The organism is Streptomyces sp. CB02414 (assembly GCF_001905385.1).
Taxonomy (GTDB): Bacteria; Actinomycetota; Actinomycetes; order Streptomycetales; family Streptomycetaceae; genus Streptomyces.
Map to the genome: position 1 here is coordinate 173,777 of NZ_LIPF01000012.1, position 25,615 is coordinate 199,391.

Sequence of the window (25,615 nt, forward strand, 5' to 3'; positions counted from 1 at the left end):
CCTCCGCCCCCGAGACCGCCACCTCCGACCTGCCCGGCATGGACGCCGGGCCGAGCCCCGAGGCCCCGCCCCGGGACTTCCCCATCCAACGCGGCTGCCCCTTCTCCGCGCCCGCGGAGTACGACACGCTGCGCACCCACGAGCCCGTCGCCCGCGTCACCCTGCCGACGAAGAAGGAAGCGTGGGTGGTCACCCGCTACGACGACGTACGCGAACTGCTCTCCGACCCCCGGGTCAGCGCCGACATCCGCCGCCCGGGCTTCCCCGCCCTCGGCGAGGGCGAACAGGAGGCCGGGGCGAGGTTCCGCCCCTTCATCCGCACCGACGCCCCCGAGCACACCAAGTACCGGCGGATGCTCCTGCCGGTGTTCACCGTGCGCCGGGTGCGGGCGATGCGGCCCGCCGTGCAGGCCCGCGTCGACGAGATTCTGGACGGCATGGTCGCCGGGGGCGGCCCCGTGGACTTCGTCTCCGCGTACGCCAACGCGGTCTCCACCTCCGTGATCTGCGAACTGCTCGGCATCCCCCGCGAGAACCTGGAGTTCTTCCGGGACGTCACCCGCGTCTCAGGCTCCCGCACCAGCACCGCCGAACAGGTCACCGAAGCCCTCGGCGGCCTCTTCGGACTGCTCGCCGAACTGGTCGGCAAGCGGCGGGAGGAACCCCGCGACGACCTGATCTCCAAGCTCGTCACCGAGCACCTCGTCCCCGGCCACGTGACCACGGACCAGCTGCTGTCCACGCTCGGAATCACCATCAACGCCGGCCGCGAGACCACCACCAGCATGATCGCCCTGAGCACGCTGCTCCTCCTGGACCGGCCGGAGCTGATGGAGGAACTGCGCCGCGACCCCAGCCTGATGCCCGCCGCCGTCGACGAGCTCCTGCGCGTGCTGTCCGTCGCCGACTCGATCCCACTGCGGGTGGCCGCCGAGGACATCGACCTGTCCGGCCGGACGATCCCCGCCGACGACGGCGTCATCGCCCTCCTGGCCGGCGCCAACCACGACCCCGAGCAGTTCGACGACCCGGAGCGGGTCGACTTCCACCGCACCGACAACCACCACGTCGCCTTCGGCTACGGCGTCCACCAGTGCGTCGGGCAGCACTTGGCCCGGCTGGAACTGGAGGTCGCCCTGGAGACCCTGATCCGCCGCGTGCCCACCCTCCGCCTCGCGGGGGACCGGCACGACGTCGCCGTCAAGCACGACTCGGCCACCTTCGGCCTCGAAGAACTGAAGGTCACCTGGTGACCGCGCGCTCCGCGCCCAACACGCCCCTCCGGCACTCGGCGCAGCCTCCAGCGCGGCCCTCAGCGCGCGCCGCGCGCGCCGACAGCCCGTGGATCCGGCGGTGGAGCGGCGCCTCCGCACCCCGGTACACACTGGTCTGCCTGCCGCACGCGGGTGGCAGCGCGGGCTTCTACCGGCCCTGGGCCGCTCTGACGCCTCCCGAGGTCGAACTCCTCGCCATCCAGTACCCCGGCCGCGAAGACCGCTTCGAGGACCCCGAGGCGGCCGGCATGGCCGAACTGGTGGGTGCGGTGGCGGACGCCGTCGCGCCGCTGCTCGACCGGCCGTATGCCCTCTTCGGGCACAGCATGGGATCCGCCGTGGCCTGGGAACTCGCCCACGAGCTGCAACGGCGCCAGATCCCCGGCCCACGGGGCCTGTTCGCCTCAGGCCGGGCCGCCCCCGGCACCGCCGTCACCGGGCAACTGCACCGTCAGGACGACGACACCCTGGGCGCCGAACTGGCCCGGCTGGGCGGCACCAGCCGGGAGGTCCTCGACGATCCCGGACTGCGCTCCCTGATCCTCACGGCAGTGCGCCACGACTACCGGATCATCGAGACCTACCGCCCGCCACAGCGGCCACCGCTGTCCTGCCCCCTGCACGTCCTGACCGGCAGCACGGACCCGGAACTCGGATCGGAACGCGCCCGTGAACGGGCGGGCGGCTGGGCGGACCTCACCACCGCCCGCACCGAGGTACGCGTCTTCCCCGGCGACCACTTCTACCTCACCCCGCGCCGCCGCGAGGTCGTCGCCACCGTCCTGCGCAGGCTGGACCCCTCCCTGACCACCGGCGGCGCGCACACCTGGCCGAGCACCCCGTGAGCCGCCGCACCGCCGCGCCCGCACGCCAGGCCACTCATGCACACCCGGCCATCCACGCCCGGAGTCCAACGTGATCGACTACTACTCGACCTCGGCCGAGTTCTACGAACTGGTCGCCACCCGGCACACCGCCAGCAGCGGCCCCCCGCTCACCGGCGTCCTGACCGGACTGGACGTGTCCCACGGACCCGTCCTGGAGATCGGAGCCGGTACCGGCCGCGTCACCGAGGTCATCGCCGCCGCGCTGCCGGACGCGGAGATCCTGGCGGCCGAGCCGTCGGCCACCATGCGCGCCATGCTCACCTCCCGGGTCGCCCGCGACCCGGACCTGCGCCGCCGCGTGACCGTCGTCGACGGGTCCGCCCAGGACCTCGTCCTGCCCGAACGCCTCTCCGCGGTCGTCATCTTCGGCGTCGCCGGCCATCTCACCGTCCCCGAACGCGTGACGCTGTGGAAGCGGCTCGCGGACCGCCTGCCCGACGGGGCGCCCATCGTCGTCGAACTGATGGGAGTCTCCTCACCCCGCGTCATCCCCCCGGTGATGTCCCTGAGGGAGACCATCGGCCGCCAGACCTACGAGTGGTGGATCGGCGGCGAACCCACCGAGGGCGACGGCATGCGGTTCACCACCACCTGGAAGGTCCTGCGCGACGGCCGCACCGTCCGCGAGATCGCCGACAGCTACGAATGGCACACCTTCGACGTCGCCCGGCTGGCCCGCGAGGCCGGCATGACCAGCCGTCGCATCACCGAGGCGGGCGGCAGGCCCATCCCCGAAATCGGAGTACTCGTCAAGTGAAGTCACAACCGCCCGAGCCCGGCCCGGCGCCGGCAGCCGAGGACGCCGCCGGCGGCGCGGGCACCTCCGCGACCTCGCCGACCCCGCTGCGCAGGCTCGCCGAACCCGTCCGCGGCCGGCTGACCCTCGCCATCGCCCTCCAGGCCGTCGCTGCCCTCGCAGGAGTGGTCCCGTTCATCGCGGTCTCCCGCATCGCCGAACGCCTCACCGCAGGGTCTCCGGCCGACGGTGACGCCCTCTGGCCGCTGGTGGCCCTGGCCTGCTCGGCCGGTTTCGTCGCCCTGGTCTGCGGCACGGCGGCCGGCGCTCTCGCCCACCTCGCCGACAACGACCTCCAGCTCACGCTCCGCCGCCGGCTCGCCCGGCACATCGGACGGCTGCCGCTCGGCCGGCTCACCGACCGGGGCACCGGCGAGGTCAAACAGGCCGTGCAGGACGACGTGAGCGCGCTGCACACCCTGTTCGCCCACACCCTCCTCGACGTCGTGTCCGTGCTCACCGCCCCGGTGCTCATCCTGGGCTACCTGTTCACCGTCGACTGGCGGCTCACCCTGATCAGCGTGGTGCCCCTGCTGCTGGGCGTGTTCCTGTTCAGCCGGGCCATGGCGGGCGCGGCGGCGCAGATGGCCGAGTTCGGCGCCGCGGTGGGCCGCATCTCGTCCGCCGCCGTGGAGTTCGCCTCCGGCATCGCCGTGTTCAAGAGCTTCGGGCGCGGTAACAAGGCCCACGAGCGCTTTGTCCGCGCCACCGAGGGCTTCGCCGACTTCTTCGCCGGCTGGGTCCGGTCCACCCTCGCCACCTCCACCGCCGCGATCCTGGTGGTCACCCCGGCCGTGGTCCTCCTGCTCCTGGCCGCACCCGGCGCGGTGTTCGTCACCCAGGGCTGGATGACCGGCGCCGAACTCGTCCCCTTCCTCCTGCTCGGCCCCGCGGTCGCCGCCCCCATGGGTGTGGTCGGCCCCCGCATCCAGCAGATCCGGGCCGGCCAGGCTGCAGCCGTACGCGTCACCGAACTCCTGGACGCCCCCACCCTCCCCGAGCCCACGACACCCGCCCTCCCCGACGGCCACCACGTCCGTCTGCGCGGGGTGTCCTTCTCCTACGACGGGACCACCGACGTCCTCAGCGGCGTCGACCTCGACCTCGCCCCCGGCACCGTCACCGCACTCGTCGGCCCCTCCGGCTCGGGCAAGTCCACTTTGGCCTCCTTGCTGCCCCGCTTCCACGACGTCACGGCCGGCACGGTGACCCTCGGCGGCGCCGACCTGCGGGACGTCCCCGCCACCGAGCTGTACCGACGGGTGGGCTTCGTCCTCCAGGACGTACGGCTGCTGCGGGCGAGCGTCGCCGACAACATCCGCCTGGGCCGCCCCGAGGCCACCGACGAGGATGTCGAACGGTGCGCCCGCGCCGCCCGCATCCACGACCGCGTCACTGAACTGCCCGACGGCTACGCGACCGAACTCGGCACGGCCGTCACCTTCTCCGGCGGCGAGGCCCAACGACTCTCCATCGCGAGGGCGTTGCTCGCCGACGCGCCCGTCCTCGTCCTCGACGAGGCGACCGCCTACGCCGACCCGCACTCCGAGGCGCTGATCCAGGACGGCCTGTCCGCGCTCGCGGCCGGCCGCACCTTGCTCGTCATCGCCCACCGGCTGTCGACCATCCGCTCCGCCGACCGGATCGTGGTGCTGGAGGACGGACGCGTCACCGAACAGGGCCGCCACGACGACCTGCTGACCGCCGGCGGCCGCTACGCCGCGCTGTGGGACGCCCAGAGCGGCACGGGCCCGGACGGCACCGACGGCGTCCCGGACCAGCGGCCCGTCCGCGCGGGGGCCGACATCCGAGAGGGAAGCGCACGATGATCCGTCAGCTCTACCGCGTCCTGGGCCCGGAGGGCTCCCGGCCGCTGAACCGGCTGCTGCTGCTCCAGTCCGGGGCGGCCGTACTCCAGGGCGTCGCCTTCGCGCTCTTGGTGCCCGTCCTCAAGGCCCTGCTCGGGCCCGACCCTGTCGACGTCTGGCAGTGGCTGGCGGCGTTCGCCATCTGCGTGGTCGTCTATGCCGTACTCCAGGGCGCCGCCCTCAGCGGTGGGTTCACGGTCGGCTCCCAGCTCTCCCGGGTGCTGCACCGCCGGCTGGCCGACCAGGCGCTGCGCCTGCCACTGGGCTGGTTCACCGCCGGCCGTACCGCCGAGTTCAGCCGACTCGCCGGGCAGAACGTCATCCAGGTGATGAGCACACCGGCCCACCTGCTGCGCCCGTTCATCAGCTCCGTGCTGACCCCGGTGACCCTGATCGTGGCCACCTTCATCTTCGACGTCCGTACCGCCCTGGTGCTCCTGGTCTGCGCACCCGTGCTGTACGCCGTCCAGCAGGGGAGCACGTCGCTGATGCGCCGCCTCGACCTCGGCCGTGACGCCGCGATCGGCGAGTCGGCCGACCGGGTGCTGGAGTACACCCGCAACCAACCGGTCCTGCGGGCGTTCGGCCGGACCGCGGGTGGCTACGGCGCCCTGGACGACGCCCTGGTGGCCGAGGCGCGCGCCGACCGTCGGCTCATCGCGCGCGGCCTGCCCGGCCTGGTCTCCTTCACCTTCGCCACCCGGCTCGTCTTCGCCCTGCTGCTGGCCCTCGGCGTGTCCTGGCAGCTCGACGGGTCGCTCACCGTGCCCACGCTGCTGGCGCTCCTGGTGTTGCTGGTCCGCCTGATCGACAGCGTGTCGTCCGCCGCCGAGGCCGGCGCCGGCATGCGCATCGCCCGGAACACCCTGGAAAGGCTCGGCGCGGTCCTCGACGAGCCGCCCTTCCCCCAGCCCGCCGAGCCGCGGACTCCCCGTGACGCGAGCGTGGAGTTCACCGGCGTGACCTTCCACTACGACGGGGGTGAGACCGGCGGGCGTGCCGTCCTGGACGACGTGACCTTCCGCCTGCCCGAGCGCAGCATGACGGCGCTGGTGGGACCCTCCGGCGCCGGCAAGACCACGGTCGGCTCGCTGATCGCCCGCTTCCGGGACACCACGGAGGGCACCGTCCGCATCGGAGGCGTCGACGTCCGCGACATCACCGCCGACGACCTGGCCGCCCACGTCTCGCTCGTCTTCCAGGACGTCTACCTCTTCGACGGCACGATCGAGGAGAACGTCAGGATCGCCGCACCGGACGCCGGCCCCGCCGAGCTGGCCGAGGCAGCCGCCCTGTCCGGCCTGGACAGGGTGATCGGGGAACTGCCCGACGGCTGGGACACCAAGGTGGGCGAGGGCGGCGCACGCCTGTCCGGTGGGCAGCGCCAGCGCGTGTCCATCGCTCGCGCCCTGCTGAAGGACGCGCCGATCCTCCTCCTCGACGAGGCCACCGCAGCGCTCGACCAGGAGAACGAGGCGCTGTTCGCCGAGGCCGTACGTACCCTCGCCGGCCGCAAGACGCTCCTGGTCATCGCACACCGGCTCAGCACCGTCGTGCACGCCGACCAGATCCTGGTCCTGGAGGACGGCCGGATCACCGAGCGCGGCACGCACGAGGACCTGGTCACGGCGGGCGGCACGTACGCCTCCTTCTGGCAGCGCAGGGCCCGCGCCCACGGCTGGCGGCTGGAGGGAGCACGGTCATGACGCCACACCCGGAGGCACCGATTCACCCGGATCCGGCGGACCCGGCGGCAGAGGAAGGACACGACAGGATGAGCACCGGCCCTCGGAACACCTGGGACTCCTGGGCGCGCTCCGTGATGCCCCTCGCGCGTGCGAGCACCCTGGAACCCAGCCCCGACCCCGCGGCCACCGCCACCCGTCTCGCGCAGGCACGCCTGGCCGGCCAGTACGTGGTGTACGAGGCGGAAGGCGGCGTCTGGCACTTCGCGGCGGGTACCGCCGTCAGCCTCACCGTGCACGCGGACGCCGTCACCGCACGCGCCGCCGGGCGGACTTGGACCTCCCGCACGGAGGGCCGGCCGGTGACCGCGTTCGCCGCCGCGCTCAGTGCCCTGTCCACGACGCACGGGGCGTCCGACGGGGGACGCCACTTCTACGGCTGGGCGGCCTTCGAACTCGCCCACCTCCTGCACGCCGACGCCGAAGCCGCCGGGGACCGCCCGCTGCTGCACGCCCTCGTGCCGGCCGTCGAGGTGACCTTCACCGAGACGGAGACCGTGGTGCGAGCGGTGGACGAGGCATGGCTGCGCAAGGTCGCGGACGTGCTGGCCGAAGAGACCGCCCACCAGCCGACGCCGGACGCAACGACAGCGGAGGCAGCCGAACGCGTCATCGCCGCGGGCACCGTGGCCTACGGCGGCGCGGTCGCCCGCACGATCGAGGACATCCGTGCCGGGCTCCTGGAGAAGGCCGTGGTCTCCCGGAAGGTGCCACTGCCCGCCGCACCGGCCGTCGATTTCGCCGCCACCTATCTCGCCGGACGCCGGTCCAACACCCCGGCCCGCTCCTACCTGCTGGACCTCGGCGGCTACCGGGCGGCCGGGTTCAGCCCGGAAACGGTCCTGGAGGTCGCGGAGAACGGCCGGGTCAGCACCCAGCCCCTCGCCGGGACCCGCGCGCACGGCCCCGATCCGGCGGAGAACGACCGTCGGCGTGCGGAACTGCTCAGCGACCCCAAGGAGATACACGAGCACGCCGTGTCCGTACGCCTGGCCTGGGAGGAGATGGCCGTGGTGTGCCGGCCCGGCACGGTCGTGGTCGAGGAGTTCATGGCGGTCCGGCCGCGGGGTTCGGTGCAGCACCTGGCGTCACGGGTGACGGGCCGGCTCGGCGAGAACGCTGGGCCGTGGGATGCCTTCGCCTCCCTCTTCCCCGCGATCACCGCCACCGGTGTCTCCAAGCGCGACGCCCTCCACGCCCTGGCCCGCCACGAGGGGGGTCCCAGGGGCTTGTACGGCGGCGCGGTCTTCCGGGGCAGCACCGCCGGATCCCTGGACGCGGCCCTCGTCCTGCGCACCCTCATCGGTGACGGCGAGGAGACCTGGCTGCGCGCGGGCGCGGGAGTCACCGCCCAGTCCAGCCCGGACCGGGAGATCGAGGAGACCTGCGAGAAACTCCGCAGTGTCGCCCCGCACCTGCGGTTCAGCATGGGCTGACGGGTGTGGTGGGACCGCATCCACCTCGGCCCGGTGCGGCTTCGGCCGCGCACTCGCCGACCGATCCGAGCCGCCTCCTGCTGCTCCTGCGGGAGCGGGCGCGAGACCGTCGTACCTGCGTGGACTCCGTGGCCGAGGACCGCTGCTGAGTGTCCAGGAGGTGGTCGACGACCTGCCGGCGCGCCTCGGAGTGGAGACCGGCGACGATGACGACGGGCAGTTGCGCCTCGCTCCGCATCACTTGGCTCCGCGTCGGCCGAAGCGGCGCTCGATGCGCTCGACGCGTCCGGCGGTGTCCAGTACGCGGGCGGTACCCGTATAGAAGGGGTGGCTGACGTTCGAGATCTCGACGTCGACGACCGGGTAGGTGTTGCCGTCCTCCCAGTCGGGTGAGGAACGCGTAGTTCGCGGCGCGGTCGCGGAAGACGGGGCTTCCTCGGTGTCTGGGTGGCCGTCCGGCGTCAGGAAGCAGAGCTTTGTCCGCCCACTGCCAACTGACCGGCGCCAAGCCGGGCTTCGGCAACACCATCTCCCACTCGCACCGGCGCACATCGCGCCGTTTCGACCCGAACATCCAGCGCAAGCGCTACTGGCTGCCCAGCGAGGGACGGCACGTCCGGTTGACGCTCAGCGCCAAGGCGGTCAAGACCGTCGACAGCATCGGCATCGAGGCCGCCGTGGCCCGCATCCGCGCCCGAGGGGGGAAGGTCTGATGGCCAAGAAGAGCAAGATCGCACAGAACGAGAAGCGCAAGGCGGTCGTCGAGCGGTACGCGGCCCGCCGTGCGGAGCAGAAGGAGATCATCCGCCGGCCGTCCTCCACCGACGCCGAACGCGAGGCGGCCGTAGCCGAACTCCGGCGCCAGCCCCGCGACGCGAGCGCGACGCGTGTGCGCAACCGGGACAGCGTGGACGGCCGGCCCCGTGGACACCTGCGAAAGTTCGGCCTGTCACGGGTCAACCTGCGGGAGCAGGCGCACGCCGGCTTCCTGCCGGGGGTCACCAAGTCCTCCTGGCGACGCCTACGGCACCGAAGACGGGCGCGCGGATCTCAGGGCAGGCGCACGAGGTTGAGCCGGTAGCCCTCTGCCTGGGGGAGCTTCTGCGCGGAGAGCGCGGCCACCATCTGCCGGTAGGGGAGAGGCAGCTGGGCGAGCAGAGAGGCGGGCAGGCTGGTGAGGGTGTGCGAAGCCACCATGCCGGTCCCTGGGCGCCAGTCAGCCAGTTGGGCCGGCAGGTCGGGACAGAACCAGTGCATACGGGCCTCGACCCGGCTGAGCGCGTCGTGCTCCTCCTGGGTGTCGAAGAAGCCCGGGCCCGCGGTGTCGAGGGCGAGCAGGGCGCCGGGGAAGCGGTCGGCGAGCAGATCGACGACCTGGCGGACATCGGCCTCGTCCAGGTAGGGGAGTACGGCCTCGGCGAGGAACAGGTACGGCCCGCCCGCGTCCGAGGTCACCTCGGCGGCCCAGGCTTCGTCCGTCACGGATGACGCGATCATGGTCCGCTGCGGGGTGTCGGTGAAGAATCTGCGGCGCAGGGTGATCACGTCCGGCAGGTCGAGTTCGAACCAGCGGGCGCGGCCGTTGTCGACGCGTTCGTAGCGCGTGTTGAGCCCGGTACCGATCTCGACCACGGTGGCCTGGGGGTGGGCGGTGAGGAATTCCGCCACCCACCGGTCGAACAGGAGGGTGCGCAGCAGCGCGCCGACGAGGCTCGGAAGGCCGTCGAAGCGTCCGAAGTCGTAGTCGATCGAGGCCACGATCTCCTCGGCCCGTGGGTCCCGCAGCAGGGCGTGTTCCTTGCGGGTTTCCACGGCGCGGGCGTAGAGCGGGATGAGGAGCGTCTCCTGCACCGTTCCCAGGAGCGGTTCGTTCCTGTCCATGAGCGGCCTCCCTCACACAGATGTGTACCGGGCCGGACGGTGCCGTGGCTGCGACCACCGTCCGGCCCGGAGTCTCAGTGCCCCGTCACGGTGGTGAGGGGGTCGTGCTCGTGTGCGCAGGTCTCGTCGAATCCGTAGGTGTCCCAGGCGGGGAACGGATCGGATTCGGGCCGCTTCTCGCCCTGCCGCATGAGACAGCCGGCCAGGGCCGTGCTCAGCGATTCCTTGTCCAGCTGGGTTCCGATGAAGACGATTTCCTGTGCGTGGGGACTGTCGGTGTCACGCGCGGAGGAGGGTTCGAAGCGTGCCACCGAACCGGCCTGCGACCACAGTCCCGTCACGTGGGGCCGGCTGGCGAGGATGAAGAACCCCTTGGACCGGAGGACCTGACCGTAGGTGCCGCTGTCCAGCGCCTCCGTCACGAACGTCCACAGCCGGCCGGGGTGGAATGGCGTGGAGGAACGGAAGACGGTGGAGGAGATGCCGTACTCCTCCGTCTCGGGCACGTGGTCGCCGTTGAGTTCCCTGACCCACCCGGGAGCCTGCTGTGCGCGTTCCAGGTCGAAGCGGCCGGTGCCCACGACTTCACGGACTGGTACGCGGCCCCGCACCGCCGGCACGACGTGGGCGGCCGGATTGAGGCGGGCCAGGGTGGCCCGCAGCCGGTCCGCCGACGCCGAGTCCACGAGGTCGAGCTTGTTGAGGATGATGACGTCGGCGAACTCGATCTGGTCCATCAGCAGGTCGCTCACGGTGCGTTCGTCGTCCTCGTACTGGTCCAGGCCCCGCTCGGTCAGTTCGTCGCCGGCGGTCAGTTCGGGGAGGAAGTTGGCGGCGTCGACGACGGTGACCATCGTGTCGAGGCGGGCCAGGTCGCCGAGGGTGGCGCCGTCATCGCGGGCGAAGGCGAAGGTGGCGGCCACCGGCATGGGTTCGGAGATGCCCGAGGACTCGATGAGCAGGTAGTCGAAGCGCCCCTCGCGCGCCAGCCGGTCCACTTCTTCCAGCAGGTCGTCGCGCAGGGTGCAGCAGATGCACCCGTTGGTCATCTCGACCAGGCGCTCCTCAGTGCGCGACAGCGCTGCCTCGCCGCCGCGCACGAGGGCGGCGTCGATGTTGACCTCGCTCATGTCGTTGACGATGACGGCGACGCGCAGGCCCTCGCGGTTGGTGAGGACGTGGTTGAGCAGGGTGGTCTTGCCGGCTCCAAGGAACCCCGACAGGACGGTTACGGGAAGTCGCGGTGAGGGGGCGTGCGTCATACGGGGATCAGCCCTCGGGGTGCAGGAGGCCGCGCTCGTACGCCTTGGCCAGGCGCTGGGGGACGAGGTACGGCACGCCGTCCACCGTGACCGTGACCAGCTGGGGCGTCGTGGCCTTCCACTGCGCGCGGCGGTGTCGGGTGTTGCTGCGGGACATCTTGCGTTTGGGTACGGCCATGTGGACCTCCGGGCGCGATCGGTGAGCGAGGCAGACGATACATGAAAATGGATGTCATTACGATCGGTGTCGTCGCACCCCCTTCGTGTCGATCTCTCTCGGCGGCCTCCCGTGGTGACCCCGCGCCTCCGCCCCGGTCGGTGCGGACCGTCGGGTGGGTGGGAAGAGGGGGGTGCCAGCCGTTCGCACTGTGACGCTCGTTTGACGCTCCGGGTGGAGATGTGCGGGCCCGCGAGCCCGGAAATAGCGCCTGACCTGGCCCTTTGTGAGCCTCGCTCAGGCCGACACCTTTTCGATGACGTCGCACGTGGAGTGCGTGGCGATCCTCGAACCTGCGGGGAAGGCTTCCTGACCTGCGCTTTTGTTGTCCGGGTGGGTTGCTCGACCTGGATTTGACACTCCGACTCCCCGACGTCCTGGCCATCGTGCGAACGGCCAAAGGAACCGGGCGCAGCGTGCGGGACATGGGTCTTCTCTTATCGCCAGGACCGTCGGCTCACCGCCGAGCACGTCCTGATCGCGGCCGGCGCCGAACCGTTGATCCCGGCGATCGACGGCCTGCCGGATGTCGGCTATCTGACCTCCGCCACCGCCATGGAGCTGGACCGCGTCCCGGAGTCCCTCCTCGTCATCGGCGCCAACGCCGTCGGGCTGGAGCAGGCGCAGATCCTGTCGCGGCTCGGCGCCGCGGTGACCGTCGTCGACATCGCGCCGCGCATCACCCCGCGCGAAGACGCCGCCGTCTCCGCCAGTTTGGAGGGAGCCTTGACGGAGGAGGGCATCTCCTTCCGGACCGGTGTCACGCCGGTGCGCGTCGCACGCTCCGGCGACCAGGTCGTCCTCACCGTCGACGACGGCACGGGCACCAGCACACTGTCCGCCGAGCGCCTCCTCGTCGCCACCGGCCGCCGGCCCGTGACAGAACCGCTTGACCTCAAGGCCGCTGGACTGGAGACCGGCCCCGCCGGAGAGGTCGTCGTCGACGAGCACCAGCGCACCGCCCACTCGCGGATCTGGGCCGCCGGCGACGTGACCGGGCGCGCCCGGCAGTTCGAGTACGTGGCCGTCGCCCAGGCGGAACTCGCCGTCGCCAACGCCTTCGACGGCGCCGGGACCGGCGTCCTGGACTACCGGTACCTGCCGCACGTCACCTTCACCTCGCCCGCCGCCGCAGGCGTCGGTCTGACCGAGGAGCAGGCGCGCGAGAGCGGACGGCCTTACGAGGTCCGCGTCCTGCCACTGGCGCACATCGGGCGGACGATGGTCAGCCGTCGTCCGCACGGCATGGTCAAGCTTGTCTCCGACGGTGAGACGGACCGCCTGCTGGGCGTCCACATCGTCGGCGACGAGGCTGGCGAAATCATCGTCGCTGCCACCTACGCTCTGGAAGCCGGCTTCACCGTGGCACGGCTGGCTCGCACCTGGTCGCCCTTCCTCACCATGGGCGAGTCCCTCAAGATCGCGGCCCAGCAGCCCGCCACCGAACCGGCCTGACCCGCCTGTGGCGTGACCGCAGGCGCCCCATCGAGATCCGGTGCACTGTTGCCTCGTTCACTCACCTCAGCCGCCTTGGCGATGGGGACGGGGTGGAGGCGGTCGGCCTGCTGGTGTGACCGCGGGGTAGGCGGACCGCCGAGTCCTCTCCGGTGCCCGCGCCACGTGATCTGGTCTGGAAAACGACCGGTGAGACATGAACGGACGCCTGCGGCACGAGGTGTGGTTCCGATCAGTTCTCAGTGATGGCGTTCTGGCGGGTCGTGTCCCAGGGGCGGCTCCATGCGAGTTCGTCGAGCAGCCGGTCCAGGACATGGGCGGTGTAGCCCCAGACATGGGCACCGTCGAGTTCGAATCCCGGCCCTGCCCAGTGCTCCCCGTACGTCACGGTGCTGCGGTTCTCCGGCTTCACGAGGTGGCTGCGGGGCACCCAGTGCGTCGACCGGGTCTCGCGGTTGTGCCAGTGCTGTGCCGGGCCATCCCGGATATCGTCTCCGGCCCAGGCCAGCACCGGCGTGACGACGTTCGCGCTCGCCTCCAGGGCCAGGGTGGGCAAGGTGCCGAGCACGTGCCGTCGGCCGAGGGCCACGCCGGTCTCCTCGTGGCACTCACGGAGCGCGGCCGTGACGGGGGTCTCACCCAGTTCGATGCCGCCGCCGGGGAACGCGAACTCGCCCGGATGATGGCGCAGAGTGAAGGAACGCCGCACGAGCAGGAAAGCGATGTCGTCGGCGACCGGCTTGGCCACGACCACCACGGCGCTCGCGCGCATCGTGCGTCGGTGCTGCGACGTGGCGCGTGGGAGCCCTGCCCGACCCCACGGGTGCCGCCCCCGCCGTCCGACGAGACCCGCCAGTTGTTCCCTGGCGCTGATCGTCGTCTCCGTCATTCTTCCTCCCGCTCTCACGTCGGATTCCTCGGCGTGCGCGTCGGCGCGGTCGCCGGCGCGCTCAGCGGCAGAGTCGCTGCCGATCAAGCTCGGAACTCACCGTGAGGGGAGCGCGTAGTGGTCGGCGATGAGCTCGACCGTGCGGGCCTGGGCCTGGCGTGAGTGACCCATCACTACGAGCATCACTTCGTCGGCTCCGGTGCGGGCATGGAGTCGTTCGAGGGCCGCGGCCACCTCCGGGCCGGTGCCGTTGAGGAACCGGTGGGTGTAGGTCTCGAGGATCTGCTGCTCCTGGAGGCCGGCGGGGTATGCCTCGACCTCCTCCGGGGGAAGCAGGCTGTAGGGCTTGCGCTGGAACATCCGCAGCATGGCCATCGCCGACGAGGCCGCCTGACGCCGGGCCTCCGTCGGATCATCATGGGCGACCACGCCGACGCTGACGAGCGTGTACGGCTCGGCCAGGGCCTTCGAGGGACGGAAGTTCTCCCGGTACAGACGCATGGCCGAGGCCACATCGGCGTCGCCGAACTGCAGCGCGAAGGCGTAGGGGCGGCCGAGTTCGGCCGCGAGGCGCGCCGAGTAGGGCGAAGAGCCCAGGATCCACGTTTCCGGTGAGGTCTCGGGGCGGGGCACCCGGTTCTCGTCCGCCTGCCACGGGCCCGGGACCGCGTGGACGTTCCGGTAGGGGTGGCCCTCGGCGAAGTCGCCGCCGAGGAATCCGAGCAGTTCCAGGACCTGTTGCGGGAAGCCGTCGTTGGCGTCGTGGTGGCGGCGCAGTGCCCCGGCGGTCGCCAGGTCCGTGCCGGGCGCGCGCCCCAGTCCCAGATCGATCCGTCCCGGGGCTAGGGCCTCCAGCATGCCGAACTGCTCGGCGATCACGAGCGGCGCGTGGTTGGGCAGCATGATCCCGCCCGCCCCGAGCCGGATGCGGTTCGTCTCGCCGGTCAGGCGCGCCAGCATCAGCTGCGGCGAGGAGGTCGCAGCTCCGGGCATCGCGTGGTGCTCGGACATCCAGAAGCGGTGGTAGCCCCGCCGCTCGGCCAACTGGGCCAGAGCGATGACTTCACCGAAGGCTTCCTCGACGGTCTGCCCGACAGCGGTGTGTGCGTTGTCGAGCACCGACAGGGCGAACGGTGCGGTGCCCGAAGGCGGTGCGGGGATCATGCCACTGCTCGATTCTCACGGGAGATAGTTCTGTTCATCGTGAGATCCACGCTAACAGGTATCTCACGGGAGACCGGCGCTGATACCATGAGGGCGATGTCGAAGAACCCGCTCCCACCCGCCCCTGGAGCCGACGAGCACGTCAGCCTCGCGCTGGTCAACGGCGCGGTGACGCTCCCCGGTGGGCATCGGGCAGACGAACTGGGTACCCCCGAGGAGGCCACCGGCTGGCTCGTCAGTCACGGCCTCGTACCCGCGCGGACGACGCTGCTGTCGTACTGCCAGAACCAGCTCACCGAACTCCGGGGTGGCCTGCGCGCTCTCTTCACGGCGCATGTGGAGGGCAAAGCTCCCCCGGAGCCGGCCCTGGACGGTATCAACCGGGCCCTCACCAAGGTCCCCAGTGCGCGGTTGCTGCGTCACGAACCGGACGAAGGGTTCCGTCGGGCCCCGGTGCACCCCGTGACGCAGCTCGTCGAGCACGCGATGGCTCAGATCGCCGAGGACGCTGCAGCCCTGCTCACCGGCGACGAAGCAGCTCGGATCGCGCGCTGCGAGGCGCCCCCTTGCGACCGCTTCCTCCTGCGTACCCATGCACGTCGGCAGTGGTGCTCCACCCGTTGCGGGGACCGCGTCCGAGCAGCCCGCGCCTACGCCCGCAAACAGCAAGGCCGAGCCTTCGCTTGACCAGGCACACCTGGAGACCCGTCACCGGGAGGTCAACCCTGAGCGTTCCGCCCGGCACCCCGCGCACCACTCGTGAGAGGCCGGATGAGACCGGCTGCTGAGCGGACCTGGACGGCAATCGGCGACCGGGACGTCCTCGGGCCCCGCGGGCTCGCGGTGCGCAGACCCGCGCCCAGGAAGATTTCCTGGGCCGGGACTGAGCGTCGCCCCTACCTCACCTCACGCTGCAAGCCGTTGCCGCCCTGCTCCTGCCGTATGCGCAAGGCCGCCACCATGACCGCGGGCAGGATCGCAAGAGCGAGCGCACCACCCGCGACGGCAAGCACGGAATAGCCCGCCGCAGCAACGACCAGGCCGGAAAGAAGTCCACCGGCCGCGCCCGCGATGGCGATAGCCACATCGGCCAGGCCCTGTGTCCTGGCGCGAGTGGCTGCCGGCGCGGCTTGGGTGACGATGGCGGTCCCGCTGACCAGGCCGAAGTTCCAGCCCAGTCCGAGGAGTACGAGTGCCACGGCCGAGAGCGCGACGGAGTCACCGGGTGCGCTCGCGGCGAGGACGCCGGACGTGAGGAGGGTGAGCGCAGAAGCGGTGGCGACCGCCGTGCTGCCGTAGCGGTCGACCAGGAAACCTGTCAACGGGGATGGCAGGTACATGGCGCCGACGTGCAGACCGATGACAAGCCCGGAGGCTGCCGTGCCGTGACCGTGGTCATGCAGGTGGACCGGCGTCATCGTCATGACCGCGACCATCACCAGCTGGGAGAGGCCCATGACCAGTACGCCCACCAGAAGTCCCGGGCTCCGGTGTGCGCAGTGTGCCTCCGGCCGTTCCGCTCCGTCTGACGGCTCTCGCACCTCGGAGAGGGTTCGGGCAAGCAGCAGCGGGTCTGGGCGCAGCCAGACGGTCAGGACGAGGGCGGCCAGGGCGTAGGCGAGGCCCGACAACAGGAAGAGGCCCGTGAGGCTGGGCAGTTCGAGGGTTTCGGCGACACGTCCCGCCGGAGTCGCCAGGTTGGGGCCGAGGATGCCGCCGAGGGTGGTGGCGACCAGCGCGGTGGACACAGCGCGGGCCCGGTAGGCGGGGGCTGCGAGGTCGGCTCCGGCATAGCGCGCCTGGAGGTTGGCGGCGGTTCCGGCGCCGTACAGCACGAGGGAGACGAAGAGCAGGACAGGGCTGTCCAGTGTGGCGGCAGCGACGACGCCTGCGCTGCCCAGCGCCCCGACGACGTAACCGGCGGCGAGTCCGGGACGCCGACCGCGTGCCTGTGAGATGCGGCCGATGGCGACAGCGGCGAGCGCGGACCCGCCGGTGAGCAGAGCGCTGGGCAAGCCGGCCAGGGTGGTCGATCCGAGCATGTCCTTGTACAGCAGTGCGCCGACGGTGATGCCTGCCGCGAGTCCGGCGCCGCTGAGGACCTGGGAGATCAGCAGGACGGTCAGGATGCGCTTCTGCGTCTCCGGGACGGAACGGCGCAGGCCCGTCTCCGGCGGGCGGTTACCGGTATGCGGCGAGACCGGCGCCGAATAGGCCGCAGGCTTGGGCATGGGAATTCTCCTGGGGTATTGAGCGGGGGTGGGACGGGATGTGATGGCCGGCGGCGCCGATCGTCGAGCAGCGCCGCCGCGCCCAAGGCGTGTGCGAATGCGGTCTGGGCGGAAGGCGCCGGCCGCCTCGCTGCCCGCCGGGGCCGCAGCTCTGGGAATGGGCGCTCGGCTGCTACGAGCGCTGCTGCGCCTCCGCCCTTCCTTGAGCGGTAGTCGTTGCAGATCGTCCGCGATGTGCTTGTTGCGCGGACCGTCGAGGACACGCCACCGCCGGCGTCGGACCTTTGTCCTCCGCCGGCTGGGCAGCCCCGTGTGGTTCCTGCGCCTTCAGATCGCCGTAGGGAACGCTTCTTCGGTCGCGGCGGTCGCGGCGGTCGCGGCGGTCGCGAGGTGCTGCAGTGCGGGCGGCATGTCGCGTCCCTGTGCCGTCATGGCCTGGGCCCACAGTCGTCCGGCTCGGTAGGACGAGCGCACCAGTGGGCCGGCCAGCACGCCCGCGAACCCCATCCGGTCGGCCTCGGCCTTGAGTTCGGCGAACTCTTGCGGGCGTACCCACCGGTCGACCGGGCGCTAGAGGGGTGAGGGGCGCAGGTACTGGGTGAGGGTGAGGATGTCGCAGTCGGCCTCGCGCAGGGCGCGCATGGTGGCGACTACTTCTTCGCTGGTCTCGCCCATGCCGAGGATCAGGTTGGACTTGGTGATCATGCCTGCTCGGTGGGCCTGGCTCAGGACGTCGAGGGAGCGGTCGAAGCGGAAGCCGGGGCGGATCTCGCGGAAGATGCGGGGGACGGTTTCCAGGTTGTGGGCGAAGACCTCGGGGTGTGCCTCGAAGACGGCGGCGAGGTGGTCCGGGCGGCCGCCGAGGTCGTCGGCGAGGACTTCGACGCCCGAGCCGGGATTCAGGGCGTGGATCTGACGGATGGTTTCTGCGTAGAGCCAGGCGCCCGTGTCGGGCAGGTCGTCGCGCGTGACGCCGGTGATGGTGGCGTAGTGCAGGCCCATGGTGCGCACCGACTCCGCCACGCGCCGGGGCTCGTCGCGGTCCAGTGGGAGTGGCTTGCCGGAGGTGATCTGGCAGAAGTCGCAACGGCGGGTGCAGGTCGAGCCGCCGATCAGGAAGGTTGCCTCGCGGTCCTCCCAGCACTCGTAGATGTTGGGGCAGCCGGCTTCCTGGCAGACGGTGTGCAGGCCCTCGCTCTTGACGAGGGTGGCCAGTTCGCGGAATTCGGGGCCCATGCGGGCTCGGGTGGTGATCCATTCTGGCTTCTTCCCGATGGGGGTCTGAGCGTTGCGGGCCTCGATCCTCAGCAGGCGGCGTCCGTCCGGCCGGGCAGGGTGGTTCATGCGTGGCCCTCCGCCGTCAGTTCGGCGGGGTTCTCCAGCAGGTGGGTGACGGTGGCGAGGAACTGGGCGGCCAGCGCGCCGTCGATGATCCGGTGGTCGGCGGTGATCGTGTACCGCATCCGCCTGCGTGCCACAACACCGTCTTCGGTGAGCCGCAGGTGCTGCGTTGCGGCACCGACCGCGAGGATCGCCCCTTGTGGCGGGATGACGAGCGCGGTGAAGTGCTCGACACCGTGCATGCCGAGGTTGCTGATCGTGAACGTGCCGTCGGCCATGTCCGCCATTTCCAGCTGGCGCTTGCCGGCGCGGTCGACGAGGTCGCGGGTCTGGGACGAGATCTGGGCCAGCGAGGAACGGTCCGTGTCCCGCAGGACGGGGACCATGAGACCGGCGGGTGCGGCGATGGCCAGGCCGATGTGGACGCGGCCGTGCAGCAGGGTCTCGCCGCGCCGCTCGGCGGAGTAGGAGGCGTTGACCTGCGGGTGCCGCCGCAGGGCCAGCGCAACAGCGCGTACGACGAAGTCGTTTACCGATAGCTTCTGCCCCGTGCGGGAGAGGGACTGGTTGAGCTGGGTCCGCAGGGCGAACAGGTCCTCGACATCGGCGGCGGCGGTAGCGGTGAACGTCGGGATCGCATAGCTGGCGGTGACGCGGTTGGCGATGGCGCGGCGTACGGGGTCGAAGGGGACTGCGGTCGACTCCCGGCCGTCCGTCTCCTGGCTCACGGGGACTCCAATCGTGCGGTGCGGCAGCACCGGCTCGCCACAGCAGCCGACCAGCGAGGCGGTCGAGCTGATTCGCTCGGACCGCGGCTGTGGGCAAGCGTTGGGTAAGCAGAGGGCGGAAGACCGGCGCTGCCAGGTGCAGATGCGGGAGAGCATCAATCGGCGCTTTCATCGCTCAACGGCGATGCTATCGATACGTGGAGATGGAGCCAAATCGCTATCCGTTGAAGGCACGGGCGAGTGTGGGTGCCGCCGTGGGGCGGACTGCGGCCTCAGTGGCAGTTGCTGACCGCGTCGACGCCGTACAGAGGGCACAGGGTGACGGCGTCACCAGTCAGGGCCAGCAGCTTCTCCGCGGCAGCGAGCAGGTCGACCAACGCGTCGGGGTGCTTCAGCGAGTACAGCGATGCCCGGCCGACAGGGCGGGAGACGAGCAGGCCGGTGTCCTTGAGGCAGGTCAGATGCTTGGAGACAGTGCTCTGCGACAGTCCGAGGTGGTCGATGAGGTCGACGACGCGATGCTCGCCGAACTGCAGGTGATGCAGGATCGCCAGGCGGGACGGGTCGCTGAAGCTGTGGAACAGGCAGGCGGCCGCGGTCAGCGCGTCGGCCTCGATGTCCTGTGGGGCGGAGGGACCCGAGTTCTGCTGTATCGCCATACAGCGATGTTATTCGCTCGACCGTGCCCCAGACCAACGGACTACGCACACCCGCGGGACCGCGAGCAACGGCCCAGTAGATGGCGAGGCGGAGCGGGCCGGCCAGTTCTCCGCCCGTCGGCGAGAATGCCTGGGCGATCGCTGACCGCTCACCGCAGACGATGACGCCGGCCGAGGAGATCGACAAGTTGTGCGTGCGAGGGCCGCAAGGGAACTCACCGACAACGGGCGACCGGGTCCTCGCTCTGGTCCACGACGCCACCGACGAGCCGGGCATCGTTGGCACCGGCAGGTTCGCCATCGCCTTCCCCGCCGCGCTTGGCCTGCCAGGCATCCGCATCTGGGTCCGGAACTGACTGGGGCTGCTTCAGACCGCAGGAGCTACCAGGGCAAGCTTGGATATTTCGTCAGCGACAGCCTCCGGGGCGGCGGCGACGCTGACGTGGGCGACATCGTCCAGGCCGGAATGGGCGCCGACGCGGACTGCGTGCCGTGCGTGACGCAGCAGGTCAACATCGTTGATGTCGTTGCCGAAGGCGTCGTACTGGTCGATGCCGAGCGAGGTGAGTGCCTCCCACTTGTTTGTGACGCCCGGGGCGAAGTCGATGATCGCCTCGTCGAGGTGGTGATTGACGGTCATCCCGAGCATGCGACCGGCTTCGGCGAGGGCTGTCATGTCGGTCGCGTCGACCACGAGGAACTTCACGACGGCGGGGAGGTCTGCGAGGGCGACCTGGCGGGCGAGGCGGCCCTGGTCGACACGGCTGAGGATCGGATGCTCGGCCGGCCCGGTGTAGGTGTAGTCCCACGGGCCGTCGGCGAGGTAGCCCGCCCGGAACCGGTCGGCCTCAGCCAGTAGCTTGCCGAGGCCGCCCGCCTCGAACGCGGCCCGCGCCCGGACGCGGCCGTTGACGGAAACGATGCTGCCGTTCCCTCCGATCAGCGTGGCGCTGGGGAAGGCCCCGCCGAGGACGGGCAGAAGGTCGCGGACAGGTCGGGCGGAGGCGAAAACCAGCTGATGACCAGCGCGCTCACAAGTCTCGAGGGCGGTCAAAATCCGGCGGTCGATCGTCCGGCCGTCGAAGCAGAGCGTGCCGTCGATGTCGAAAACCGTGGTGCGGGCAGTGGAAACGATCACGACGGAGATCGTATCGAGCCGACATCGTGCACGACCTATTGGCCGCCAACGCGGCCTCGCCAGGTCTCGGAAGATCGCCGCGCGTGCCAACGCAGCACCGGGGCGCACGGGGACGCGGCGAAGCGCCTTCGAGTCTTATGCCTCCTTGACGGAGGTGGCGCGTTCCGCATATCCACCCAGGGCGAGGTCGGAAGCTCCCGGGACAGCGCCGTTCACCCGGGTGCGATCGGTGAAGCGGTGGCGGTAGGACGTCGGTGTGGTGGCGTAGTGCGCGGTGAAGTTCTGCCGGAAGGTCACGGCGCTGGCGAATCCGCATGCCGCCGCGATGCGGGTGATGCTCCAGGTGGTCGTCTCCAGCAGTCTGCGGGCTTCGTCGAGCCTGCGGGTGAGGACCCACTTGGCCGGGCTCGTGCCGGTCGTCTCGTAGAAGCGGCGGGAGAAGTTGCGGGTGCTCATGTGGGCGTGGGCGGCGAGTTCGGTGATGGACAGGCGCTGATCGAGGTTGGCCAGGGCCCAGGTGATCGTGTCGCCGATGGGCCCCGCGGCGTCGTCGGGCACGGGCCGGTCGATGTACTGGGCCTGGTCGCCCTCCCGGTGAGGCGCGATGACGAGATGACGCGCGACGGTGGCGGCAGCCGCCGATCCCAGCCGGTTGCGGACGATATGGAGGCAGGCGTCGAGCCCGGAGGCCGTGCCGGCCGAGGTGAGCACGTCGCCGTGGTCCAGGTAGAGGGCATCCGCGTGCACGACGACCGCGGGGTACCGTTCGGCCAGTTCCGCCGCCGAGGCCCAGTGGGTGGCCACGGTACGTCCGTCGAGCACGCCGCTGCCCGCCACGGGGAACGCGCCGAGGCAGAGTCCGACGATTCCCGCTCCGCGGCCGTGCATGTCCCGGATCAGGGCGACAAGGTCGCCGTCCGGTTCCGGGAAGTCGGTGGGCCAGGAAGGAAAGACGAGCAGGTCGGCCCCTTCCGCCGCGGCGGGCCCGGCGAGGTCGTCGATCACGATCCCTTCCGAGGTGCGGACCGAGCGCGCGTCCGTGCTCCAGACCGTGGTCGTCCACTCGGGGGCCAAGCCCTGCCGGGCCACTTCGCCGAACACGAGCAGGGGCGCGGCGAGGTGGAACGCGGTGATCCCGTCGAAGGCGTGAACGGCGATACGCATGCCTGTCCTGATCTCATCGATTACCAGCTTTTCTGCCACTCACTGTAGCGCCCGCTGCTCCATGAGGATGGAATCCACGGCGTCGTCCGCGCCGTACCACCGGAAACAGGAGAGACCGTGACCACCCCACGCCGCGCCCTCGTCCTCATCGACGTGCAGCAGGAGTACTTCGACGGACCGCTGAACATCCAGTACCCGCCCCGCGACGAATCGCTGAAGAACATTCTGCGCACCCTGGACTTCGCCGCTCAGGCGGACCTGCCCGTCGTCGCGGTCCAGCACGAGTACCCCGAAGGGGTCCCGGTCTTCGCGGCCGGTTCGCCCGGCTGGGAGAACCATCCGGAGGTGGAGCGCCGCATCGGCTCCACGGCCAAGCGAGTGGTCAAGAACTACTCCGACATCTTCACCGCCACCGGCCTCGCCGATTGGTTCCGGGAGAACGAGATCGACACGCTGACCCTGGTCGGCTACATGACGAACAACTGCGTCCTGTCCACCTCCGCCGCGGCCGAGTCCCTCGGTTTCGCGATCGAGGTCCTTTCCGACGCCACCGGCGCCATCCACCTCGCCAACGAGGCCGGCACCGCTTCCGCGCGCCAGGTCCACGAGACCCTGATGACGCTGCTGCACTCGAACTGGGCCGCGGTCACCACCGCCGACGCCTGGACATCCGCCGTCACCGACGGGAACGGGCTCGCCAAGAGCGATCTCGTCACCTCGGCCACGCAGGGGCTGGCCGCTCACTGACGGCACTCCGCCGCTGCACAAGGTGAGAGCGCCCAGCACCAGGACGAGGCCGCGGCGCTCTCACCCCGGCGGGCCGTGCGGCCGGGAACCGGCCCGCCCGACGGCTGCCGGACGTGGGCTCCCTCCAACCGATGGAATACCCCCCCGGGTATAAATGCTAGTGTGAGTGACAGATACCCCCCGGGGTACACCGTTCGAGAGGAGTGGAAGACCGTGTTCTTCGTCGACACCCTGGAGTTCGAGGGTCTGGGCAACCGCAGCTACCTGGCCGGCGGACCCGACGCAGCGGTGGTCATCGACCCGCCGCGGGACATCGACCGGATCATCGCCGCAGCGGCCCGCCGCGGGGTGCGCATCGCTTTCGTGGCCGAGACCCACGTGCACAACGACTACGTCACCGGCGGCCTGGAGCTCGCCCGCACCACCGGCGCCCAGTACCTCGTGCCGGTCGGCGCGCACGTGTCCTTCCCCCACACCCCCGTCGCCGACGGTGACGCCGTGACGGTCGACGAGGGTCTGGTGCTCCGCGCGATCGCCACCCCCGGACACACCCCGCACCACACCTCCTACGCCCTCGCCGAGGGCGGGCGCGGTGTGGCGGCGTTCACCGGCGGCTCGCTGCTGATCGGCACCGTGGGCCGCCCCGACCTGGTCGAGCCGCGGCTGACCGAGCAGCTCGCCCGTGCCCAGCACGCCTCCGCCCACCGGCTCGCCGACGAGCTGGACGACGAAGTTCCGGTGCTGCCCACCCATGGCTTCGGCAGCTTCTGCTCCTCCTCCCAGGCCGAAGGGGGCGCGACCACGATCGGCCAGGAGCGCAAGACGAACGACGCACTGAACCTGGACGTCGACACCTTCGTCGCGCGGACGCTCGCCGGGCTGGAGGACGTGCCCGCGTACTACACGCACATGGCCCCGGCCAACGCCGCCGGTCCCGCACCGGTCGACCTCACCCCGCCCCAGCGCGCGAACGCCGAAGAGATCACCTCGCGGCTTGCCGCGGGTGAGTGGGTGGTGGACCTGCGCAACCGTGTGGCGTTCGCCGAGGGGCACGTGGCCGGGTCGTTCAACTTCGAGGGCGAGGGCAAGCTCGCCACCTACCTGGCCTGGCTGATCCCGTGGGGCAAGCCCGTCACCCTGCTCGCCGACACGCCGGAGCAGATCGGCGCCGCGCAGCGGGAACTGGCGCGGGTGGGCATCGACCGGCCGGCCGCCGCCGCCACCGGCGACCCGGCCGCCTGGGTCCGTGAGGGCGAACAGCTCGCCTCCTTCCCCCGCGCCCGCTTCGCCGACCTCGCCGAGGTCCGCGAGCGCGGCGATGACGTGGTCGTTCTGGACGTGCGCCGGGATTCCGAGCGCGCGGGCAGTCACATCGACGGCTCGGTCCACATCCCGATCCACGAGCTGCACGGCCGCCTCGGCGAGGTGCCGGACGGAACGGTGTGGGTGCACTGCGCCGGCGGAATGCGGGCTGCGATCGCCGCCTCCCTGCTGGATGCCGCCGGCCGTGACGTGGTCGCCGTCGATGACGGCTTCGACGCCGCCGCGGATGCCGGACTGTCCCTCGTCTCCGGCTGAGCGCGACCGTTTCACCTGCAAGGAAGGAAGCGTGTGATGTTCCTCTTCCGCCGAGCCGCGGCCCGCGTCACGGTCGACGAGGCACGCAGCCGTACCAACGGCGATCAGCCCGAGGCTGTTCTGCTGGACGTCCGTGAGAAGCCCGAGTGGGCCGCGGGCCACGCCCCGGGCGCCGTCCACGTACCGCTGACGGAACTGACCGCCGGCGCCGCCCTGCCCACCGAGGCGCAGGGGCGTCCGCTGGTGGTGGTCTGCCGCAGCGGTCACCGCTCCCAGCGGGCGGCGACGCTCCTGGCCGAGCGCGGCGCGCAGGCGGTGGACGTCGAGGGCGGCATGAGCGCGTGGGCCGCCGCCGGGCACCCGGTCGTCGACGCACGCGGGAACAGCGGCAAGATAGCGTGAGCGTACTGGTTCTCGCCCTCGTCGCCGGGGCCGTCATCGGACTCGCCCTCGGCGCCCTCGGCGGCGGTGGCAGCGTTCTTGCCGTACCAGCACTGATCTACCTGCTCGGATTCACCCCGGCCGCCGCCACCACGGCCAGCCTGATCATCGTCACCGCCACCTCCGCCACCGCCCTGTACGCCCACACCCGCGACGGGAACGTGGCATGGAAGACGGGGGCGCTGTTCGCCGCGGCAGGCATCGTCCCGGCCTTCCTCACCGGGGCCGTCGCCGGACGCCTGCCCCAGGCGGTACTGACCGTGGCGTTCGCACTCATCGCCGCGCTGGCGGCCCTGCGCATGCTGCGGCCGTCCGCGGCCGAGCCGCCGCACCGGATACGGGCCGGCAAGGCGGCCGGTACCGGTGCCGGACTGGGCGCCGTGACCGGGCTCCTCGGAGTCGGCGGAGGGTTCCTCGCCGTGCCCGCCCTCGTCGGCGTTCTGGGCCTACGGATGCGGCAGGCGGTGGGCACGAGTCTGCTGGTCATCACCATGAACTCGCTCGCCGCGCTCGCCGCCCGCACCGGCACCGGTCTCCACTGGGAGGTCATCGGCCCCTTCACCGGAGCCGCGATCCTCGGCGCCTGGGACGGCAAACGCCTCGCGACGAAGATCTCCGGCACCACCCTCCAGAAGATCTTCGCCGGTGTCCTGCTGGCAGTGGCGGCGTTCATGCTCGTCGACGTCATCGCCTGAGACGCAAGGCTCGCGGGCT

The 25,615-nt window shown here is 71.1% G+C and carries 25 protein-coding genes and 3 pseudogenes; 16 read left to right on the top strand and 12 right to left on the bottom strand.

Features of this window, described 5'->3' with window-relative positions:
* Positions 1-38: 38 nt before the first annotated feature.
* The 6 genes from AMK11_RS33150 (at position 39) to AMK11_RS33175 (ending at position 8,006) form a co-directional block, all read left to right on the top strand.
* Positions 39-1,253, top strand: a complete 1,215-nt coding sequence (locus tag AMK11_RS33150; RefSeq protein ID WP_073731868.1) for a cytochrome P450 — start codon at positions 39-41, stop codon at positions 1,251-1,253.
* Positions 1,250-2,119, top strand: a complete 870-nt coding sequence (locus tag AMK11_RS33155) for a thioesterase II family protein (RefSeq protein WP_073731820.1) — start codon at positions 1,250-1,252, stop codon at positions 2,117-2,119. The genes AMK11_RS33150 and AMK11_RS33155 overlap by 4 nt, the downstream gene beginning before the upstream one ends.
* Before the next feature lie 70 nt (positions 2,120-2,189).
* Positions 2,190-2,918 carry a class I SAM-dependent methyltransferase gene (locus AMK11_RS33160; protein ID WP_073731821.1) on the top strand — a complete coding sequence of 243 codons (729 nt, stop codon included), beginning with the start codon at positions 2,190-2,192 and terminating at the stop codon, positions 2,916-2,918.
* A complete protein-coding gene (locus AMK11_RS33165) occupies positions 2,915-4,786 on the top strand; it encodes an ABC transporter ATP-binding protein (RefSeq protein ID WP_073731822.1) in 1,872 nt (623 codons plus the stop codon). Before AMK11_RS33160 ends, AMK11_RS33165 begins: the two co-directional genes overlap by 4 nt.
* Complete coding sequence (locus tag AMK11_RS33170; RefSeq protein ID WP_073731823.1) at positions 4,783-6,531, top strand: ABC transporter ATP-binding protein; 1,749 nt, start codon at positions 4,783-4,785, stop codon at positions 6,529-6,531. Before AMK11_RS33165 ends, AMK11_RS33170 begins: the two co-directional genes overlap by 4 nt.
* Positions 6,532-6,599: 68 nt before the next feature.
* Complete coding sequence (locus AMK11_RS33175) at positions 6,600-8,006, top strand: salicylate synthase (RefSeq protein WP_073731824.1); 1,407 nt, start codon at positions 6,600-6,602, stop codon at positions 8,004-8,006.
* A 237-nt stretch (positions 8,007-8,243) separates the two neighbouring features.
* Here the strand turns inward: AMK11_RS33175 and rpmE are convergent, their stop codons facing one another.
* Positions 8,244-8,558, bottom strand: coding sequence for a 50S ribosomal protein L31 (gene rpmE, locus AMK11_RS33180; RefSeq protein WP_241847127.1), 315 nt, complete (start codon positions 8,556-8,558; stop codon positions 8,244-8,246).
* On the opposite strand from rpmE, the gene rpmB reads away from it, so the two are divergent.
* Positions 8,483-8,719 (top strand): 50S ribosomal protein L28, encoded by a 237-nt coding sequence (gene rpmB / locus AMK11_RS33185; RefSeq protein WP_073731825.1) that lies wholly within the window; start codon positions 8,483-8,485, stop codon positions 8,717-8,719. The two genes, rpmE and rpmB, sit on opposite strands and share 76 nt — an antisense overlap.
* Positions 8,719-9,021 (top strand): annotated as a pseudogene (gene rpsN, locus AMK11_RS33190) (30S ribosomal protein S14); the annotation flags it as partial. The gene rpmB and the pseudogene rpsN, both read left to right, overlap by 1 nt.
* A 35-nt stretch (positions 9,022-9,056) precedes the next feature.
* On the opposite strand, the gene AMK11_RS33195 reads toward rpsN, so the two are convergent.
* From AMK11_RS33195 to rpmF, 3 genes are all read right to left on the bottom strand, one after another.
* A complete protein-coding gene (locus tag AMK11_RS33195; RefSeq protein ID WP_073731826.1) occupies positions 9,057-9,887 on the bottom strand; it encodes a class I SAM-dependent methyltransferase in 831 nt (276 codons plus the stop codon).
* A gap of 74 nt (positions 9,888-9,961) precedes the next feature.
* Positions 9,962-11,149 (bottom strand): GTP-binding protein, encoded by a 1,188-nt coding sequence (locus AMK11_RS33200; RefSeq protein ID WP_073731827.1) that lies wholly within the window; start codon positions 11,147-11,149, stop codon positions 9,962-9,964.
* 7 nt (positions 11,150-11,156) lie between these two features.
* Positions 11,157-11,327, bottom strand: a complete 171-nt coding sequence (gene rpmF / locus AMK11_RS33205; RefSeq protein WP_073731828.1) for a 50S ribosomal protein L32 — start codon at positions 11,325-11,327, stop codon at positions 11,157-11,159.
* A 498-nt stretch (positions 11,328-11,825) separates the two neighbouring features.
* Between rpmF and AMK11_RS39045 the strand changes: the two are divergent.
* Both AMK11_RS39045 and AMK11_RS39050 read left to right on the top strand, forming a co-directional pair.
* Positions 11,826-12,392, top strand: a pseudogene (locus AMK11_RS39045) (FAD-dependent oxidoreductase); the annotation flags it as partial.
* The gene (locus AMK11_RS39050; protein WP_274535689.1) at positions 12,387-12,821 is read left to right on the top strand and encodes a hypothetical protein; all 435 of its coding nucleotides are present in this window, start codon (positions 12,387-12,389) and stop codon (positions 12,819-12,821) included. The pseudogene AMK11_RS39045 and the gene AMK11_RS39050, both read left to right, overlap by 6 nt.
* Before the next feature lie 232 nt (positions 12,822-13,053).
* Here AMK11_RS39050 and AMK11_RS33215 read toward each other — a convergent pair whose 3' ends face one another.
* Together AMK11_RS33215 and AMK11_RS33220 are read right to left on the bottom strand one after the other, a co-directional pair.
* On the bottom strand, positions 13,054-13,593 hold the full coding sequence (locus AMK11_RS33215) for an NUDIX hydrolase (protein ID WP_198941515.1): 540 nt from the start codon (positions 13,591-13,593) through the stop codon (positions 13,054-13,056).
* A 213-nt stretch (positions 13,594-13,806) separates the two neighbouring features.
* A complete protein-coding gene (locus AMK11_RS33220) occupies positions 13,807-14,874 on the bottom strand; it encodes an LLM class flavin-dependent oxidoreductase (RefSeq protein ID WP_073731830.1) in 1,068 nt (355 codons plus the stop codon).
* 96 nt (positions 14,875-14,970) lie between these two features.
* On the opposite strand from AMK11_RS33220, the gene AMK11_RS33225 reads away from it, so the two are divergent.
* The gene (locus tag AMK11_RS33225) at positions 14,971-15,561 is read left to right on the top strand and encodes an ABATE domain-containing protein (RefSeq protein ID WP_073731831.1); all 591 of its coding nucleotides are present in this window, start codon (positions 14,971-14,973) and stop codon (positions 15,559-15,561) included.
* Between the two features lie 209 nt (positions 15,562-15,770).
* Here AMK11_RS33225 and AMK11_RS33230 read toward each other — a convergent pair whose 3' ends face one another.
* The 4 genes and pseudogenes from AMK11_RS33230 to AMK11_RS33245 form a co-directional block, all read right to left on the bottom strand.
* Positions 15,771-17,105: an MFS transporter gene (locus tag AMK11_RS33230; protein ID WP_079187843.1), complete on the bottom strand. Its 1,335-nt coding sequence runs from the start codon at positions 17,103-17,105 to the stop codon at positions 15,771-15,773.
* 327 nt (positions 17,106-17,432) lie between these two features.
* Positions 17,433-18,449, bottom strand: a pseudogene (gene lipA / locus AMK11_RS33235) (lipoyl synthase).
* Complete coding sequence (locus AMK11_RS33240; protein ID WP_073731832.1) at positions 18,446-19,174, bottom strand: 2-oxo acid dehydrogenase subunit E2; 729 nt, start codon at positions 19,172-19,174, stop codon at positions 18,446-18,448. Before AMK11_RS33240 ends, lipA begins: the two are co-directional and overlap by 4 nt.
* Positions 19,175-19,446: 272 nt before the next feature.
* A complete protein-coding gene (locus tag AMK11_RS33245) occupies positions 19,447-19,833 on the bottom strand; it encodes an ArsR/SmtB family transcription factor (protein ID WP_073731833.1) in 387 nt (128 codons plus the stop codon).
* 161 nt (positions 19,834-19,994) lie between these two features.
* Here AMK11_RS33245 and AMK11_RS33250 point away from each other — a divergent pair, with 161 nt between their 5' ends.
* Positions 19,995-20,189 (top strand): hypothetical protein, encoded by a 195-nt coding sequence (locus AMK11_RS33250; RefSeq protein ID WP_143194604.1) that lies wholly within the window; start codon positions 19,995-19,997, stop codon positions 20,187-20,189.
* Positions 20,190-20,200: 11 nt separating this feature from the next.
* Here AMK11_RS33250 and AMK11_RS33255 read toward each other — a convergent pair whose 3' ends face one another.
* The gene (locus AMK11_RS33255; RefSeq protein WP_241847128.1) at positions 20,201-20,971 is read right to left on the bottom strand and encodes an HAD hydrolase family protein; all 771 of its coding nucleotides are present in this window, start codon (positions 20,969-20,971) and stop codon (positions 20,201-20,203) included.
* Between the two features lie 135 nt (positions 20,972-21,106).
* A complete protein-coding gene (locus AMK11_RS33260) occupies positions 21,107-22,135 on the bottom strand; it encodes a GlxA family transcriptional regulator (RefSeq protein WP_079187845.1) in 1,029 nt (342 codons plus the stop codon).
* A gap of 117 nt (positions 22,136-22,252) precedes the next feature.
* Between AMK11_RS33260 and AMK11_RS33265 the strand changes: the two genes are divergently transcribed.
* The 4 genes from AMK11_RS33265 to AMK11_RS33280 all read left to right on the top strand — a co-directional run bounded on the left by AMK11_RS33265 (position 22,253) and on the right by AMK11_RS33280 (position 25,596).
* Entirely contained in the window at positions 22,253-22,882 is a 630-nt protein-coding gene (locus AMK11_RS33265; protein WP_073731835.1) for an isochorismatase family protein, read from the top strand.
* 213 nt (positions 22,883-23,095) lie between these two features.
* Positions 23,096-24,460, top strand: a complete 1,365-nt coding sequence (locus AMK11_RS33270) for an MBL fold metallo-hydrolase (protein ID WP_073731836.1) — start codon at positions 23,096-23,098, stop codon at positions 24,458-24,460.
* 36 nt (positions 24,461-24,496) lie between these two features.
* Positions 24,497-24,862 carry a rhodanese-like domain-containing protein gene (locus AMK11_RS33275; RefSeq protein ID WP_073731837.1) on the top strand — a complete coding sequence of 122 codons (366 nt, stop codon included), beginning with the start codon at positions 24,497-24,499 and terminating at the stop codon, positions 24,860-24,862.
* The gene (locus tag AMK11_RS33280) at positions 24,859-25,596 is read left to right on the top strand and encodes a sulfite exporter TauE/SafE family protein (protein ID WP_073731838.1); all 738 of its coding nucleotides are present in this window, start codon (positions 24,859-24,861) and stop codon (positions 25,594-25,596) included. Before AMK11_RS33275 ends, AMK11_RS33280 begins: the two co-directional genes overlap by 4 nt.
* The last annotated feature ends 19 nt before the right edge of the window (positions 25,597-25,615 follow it).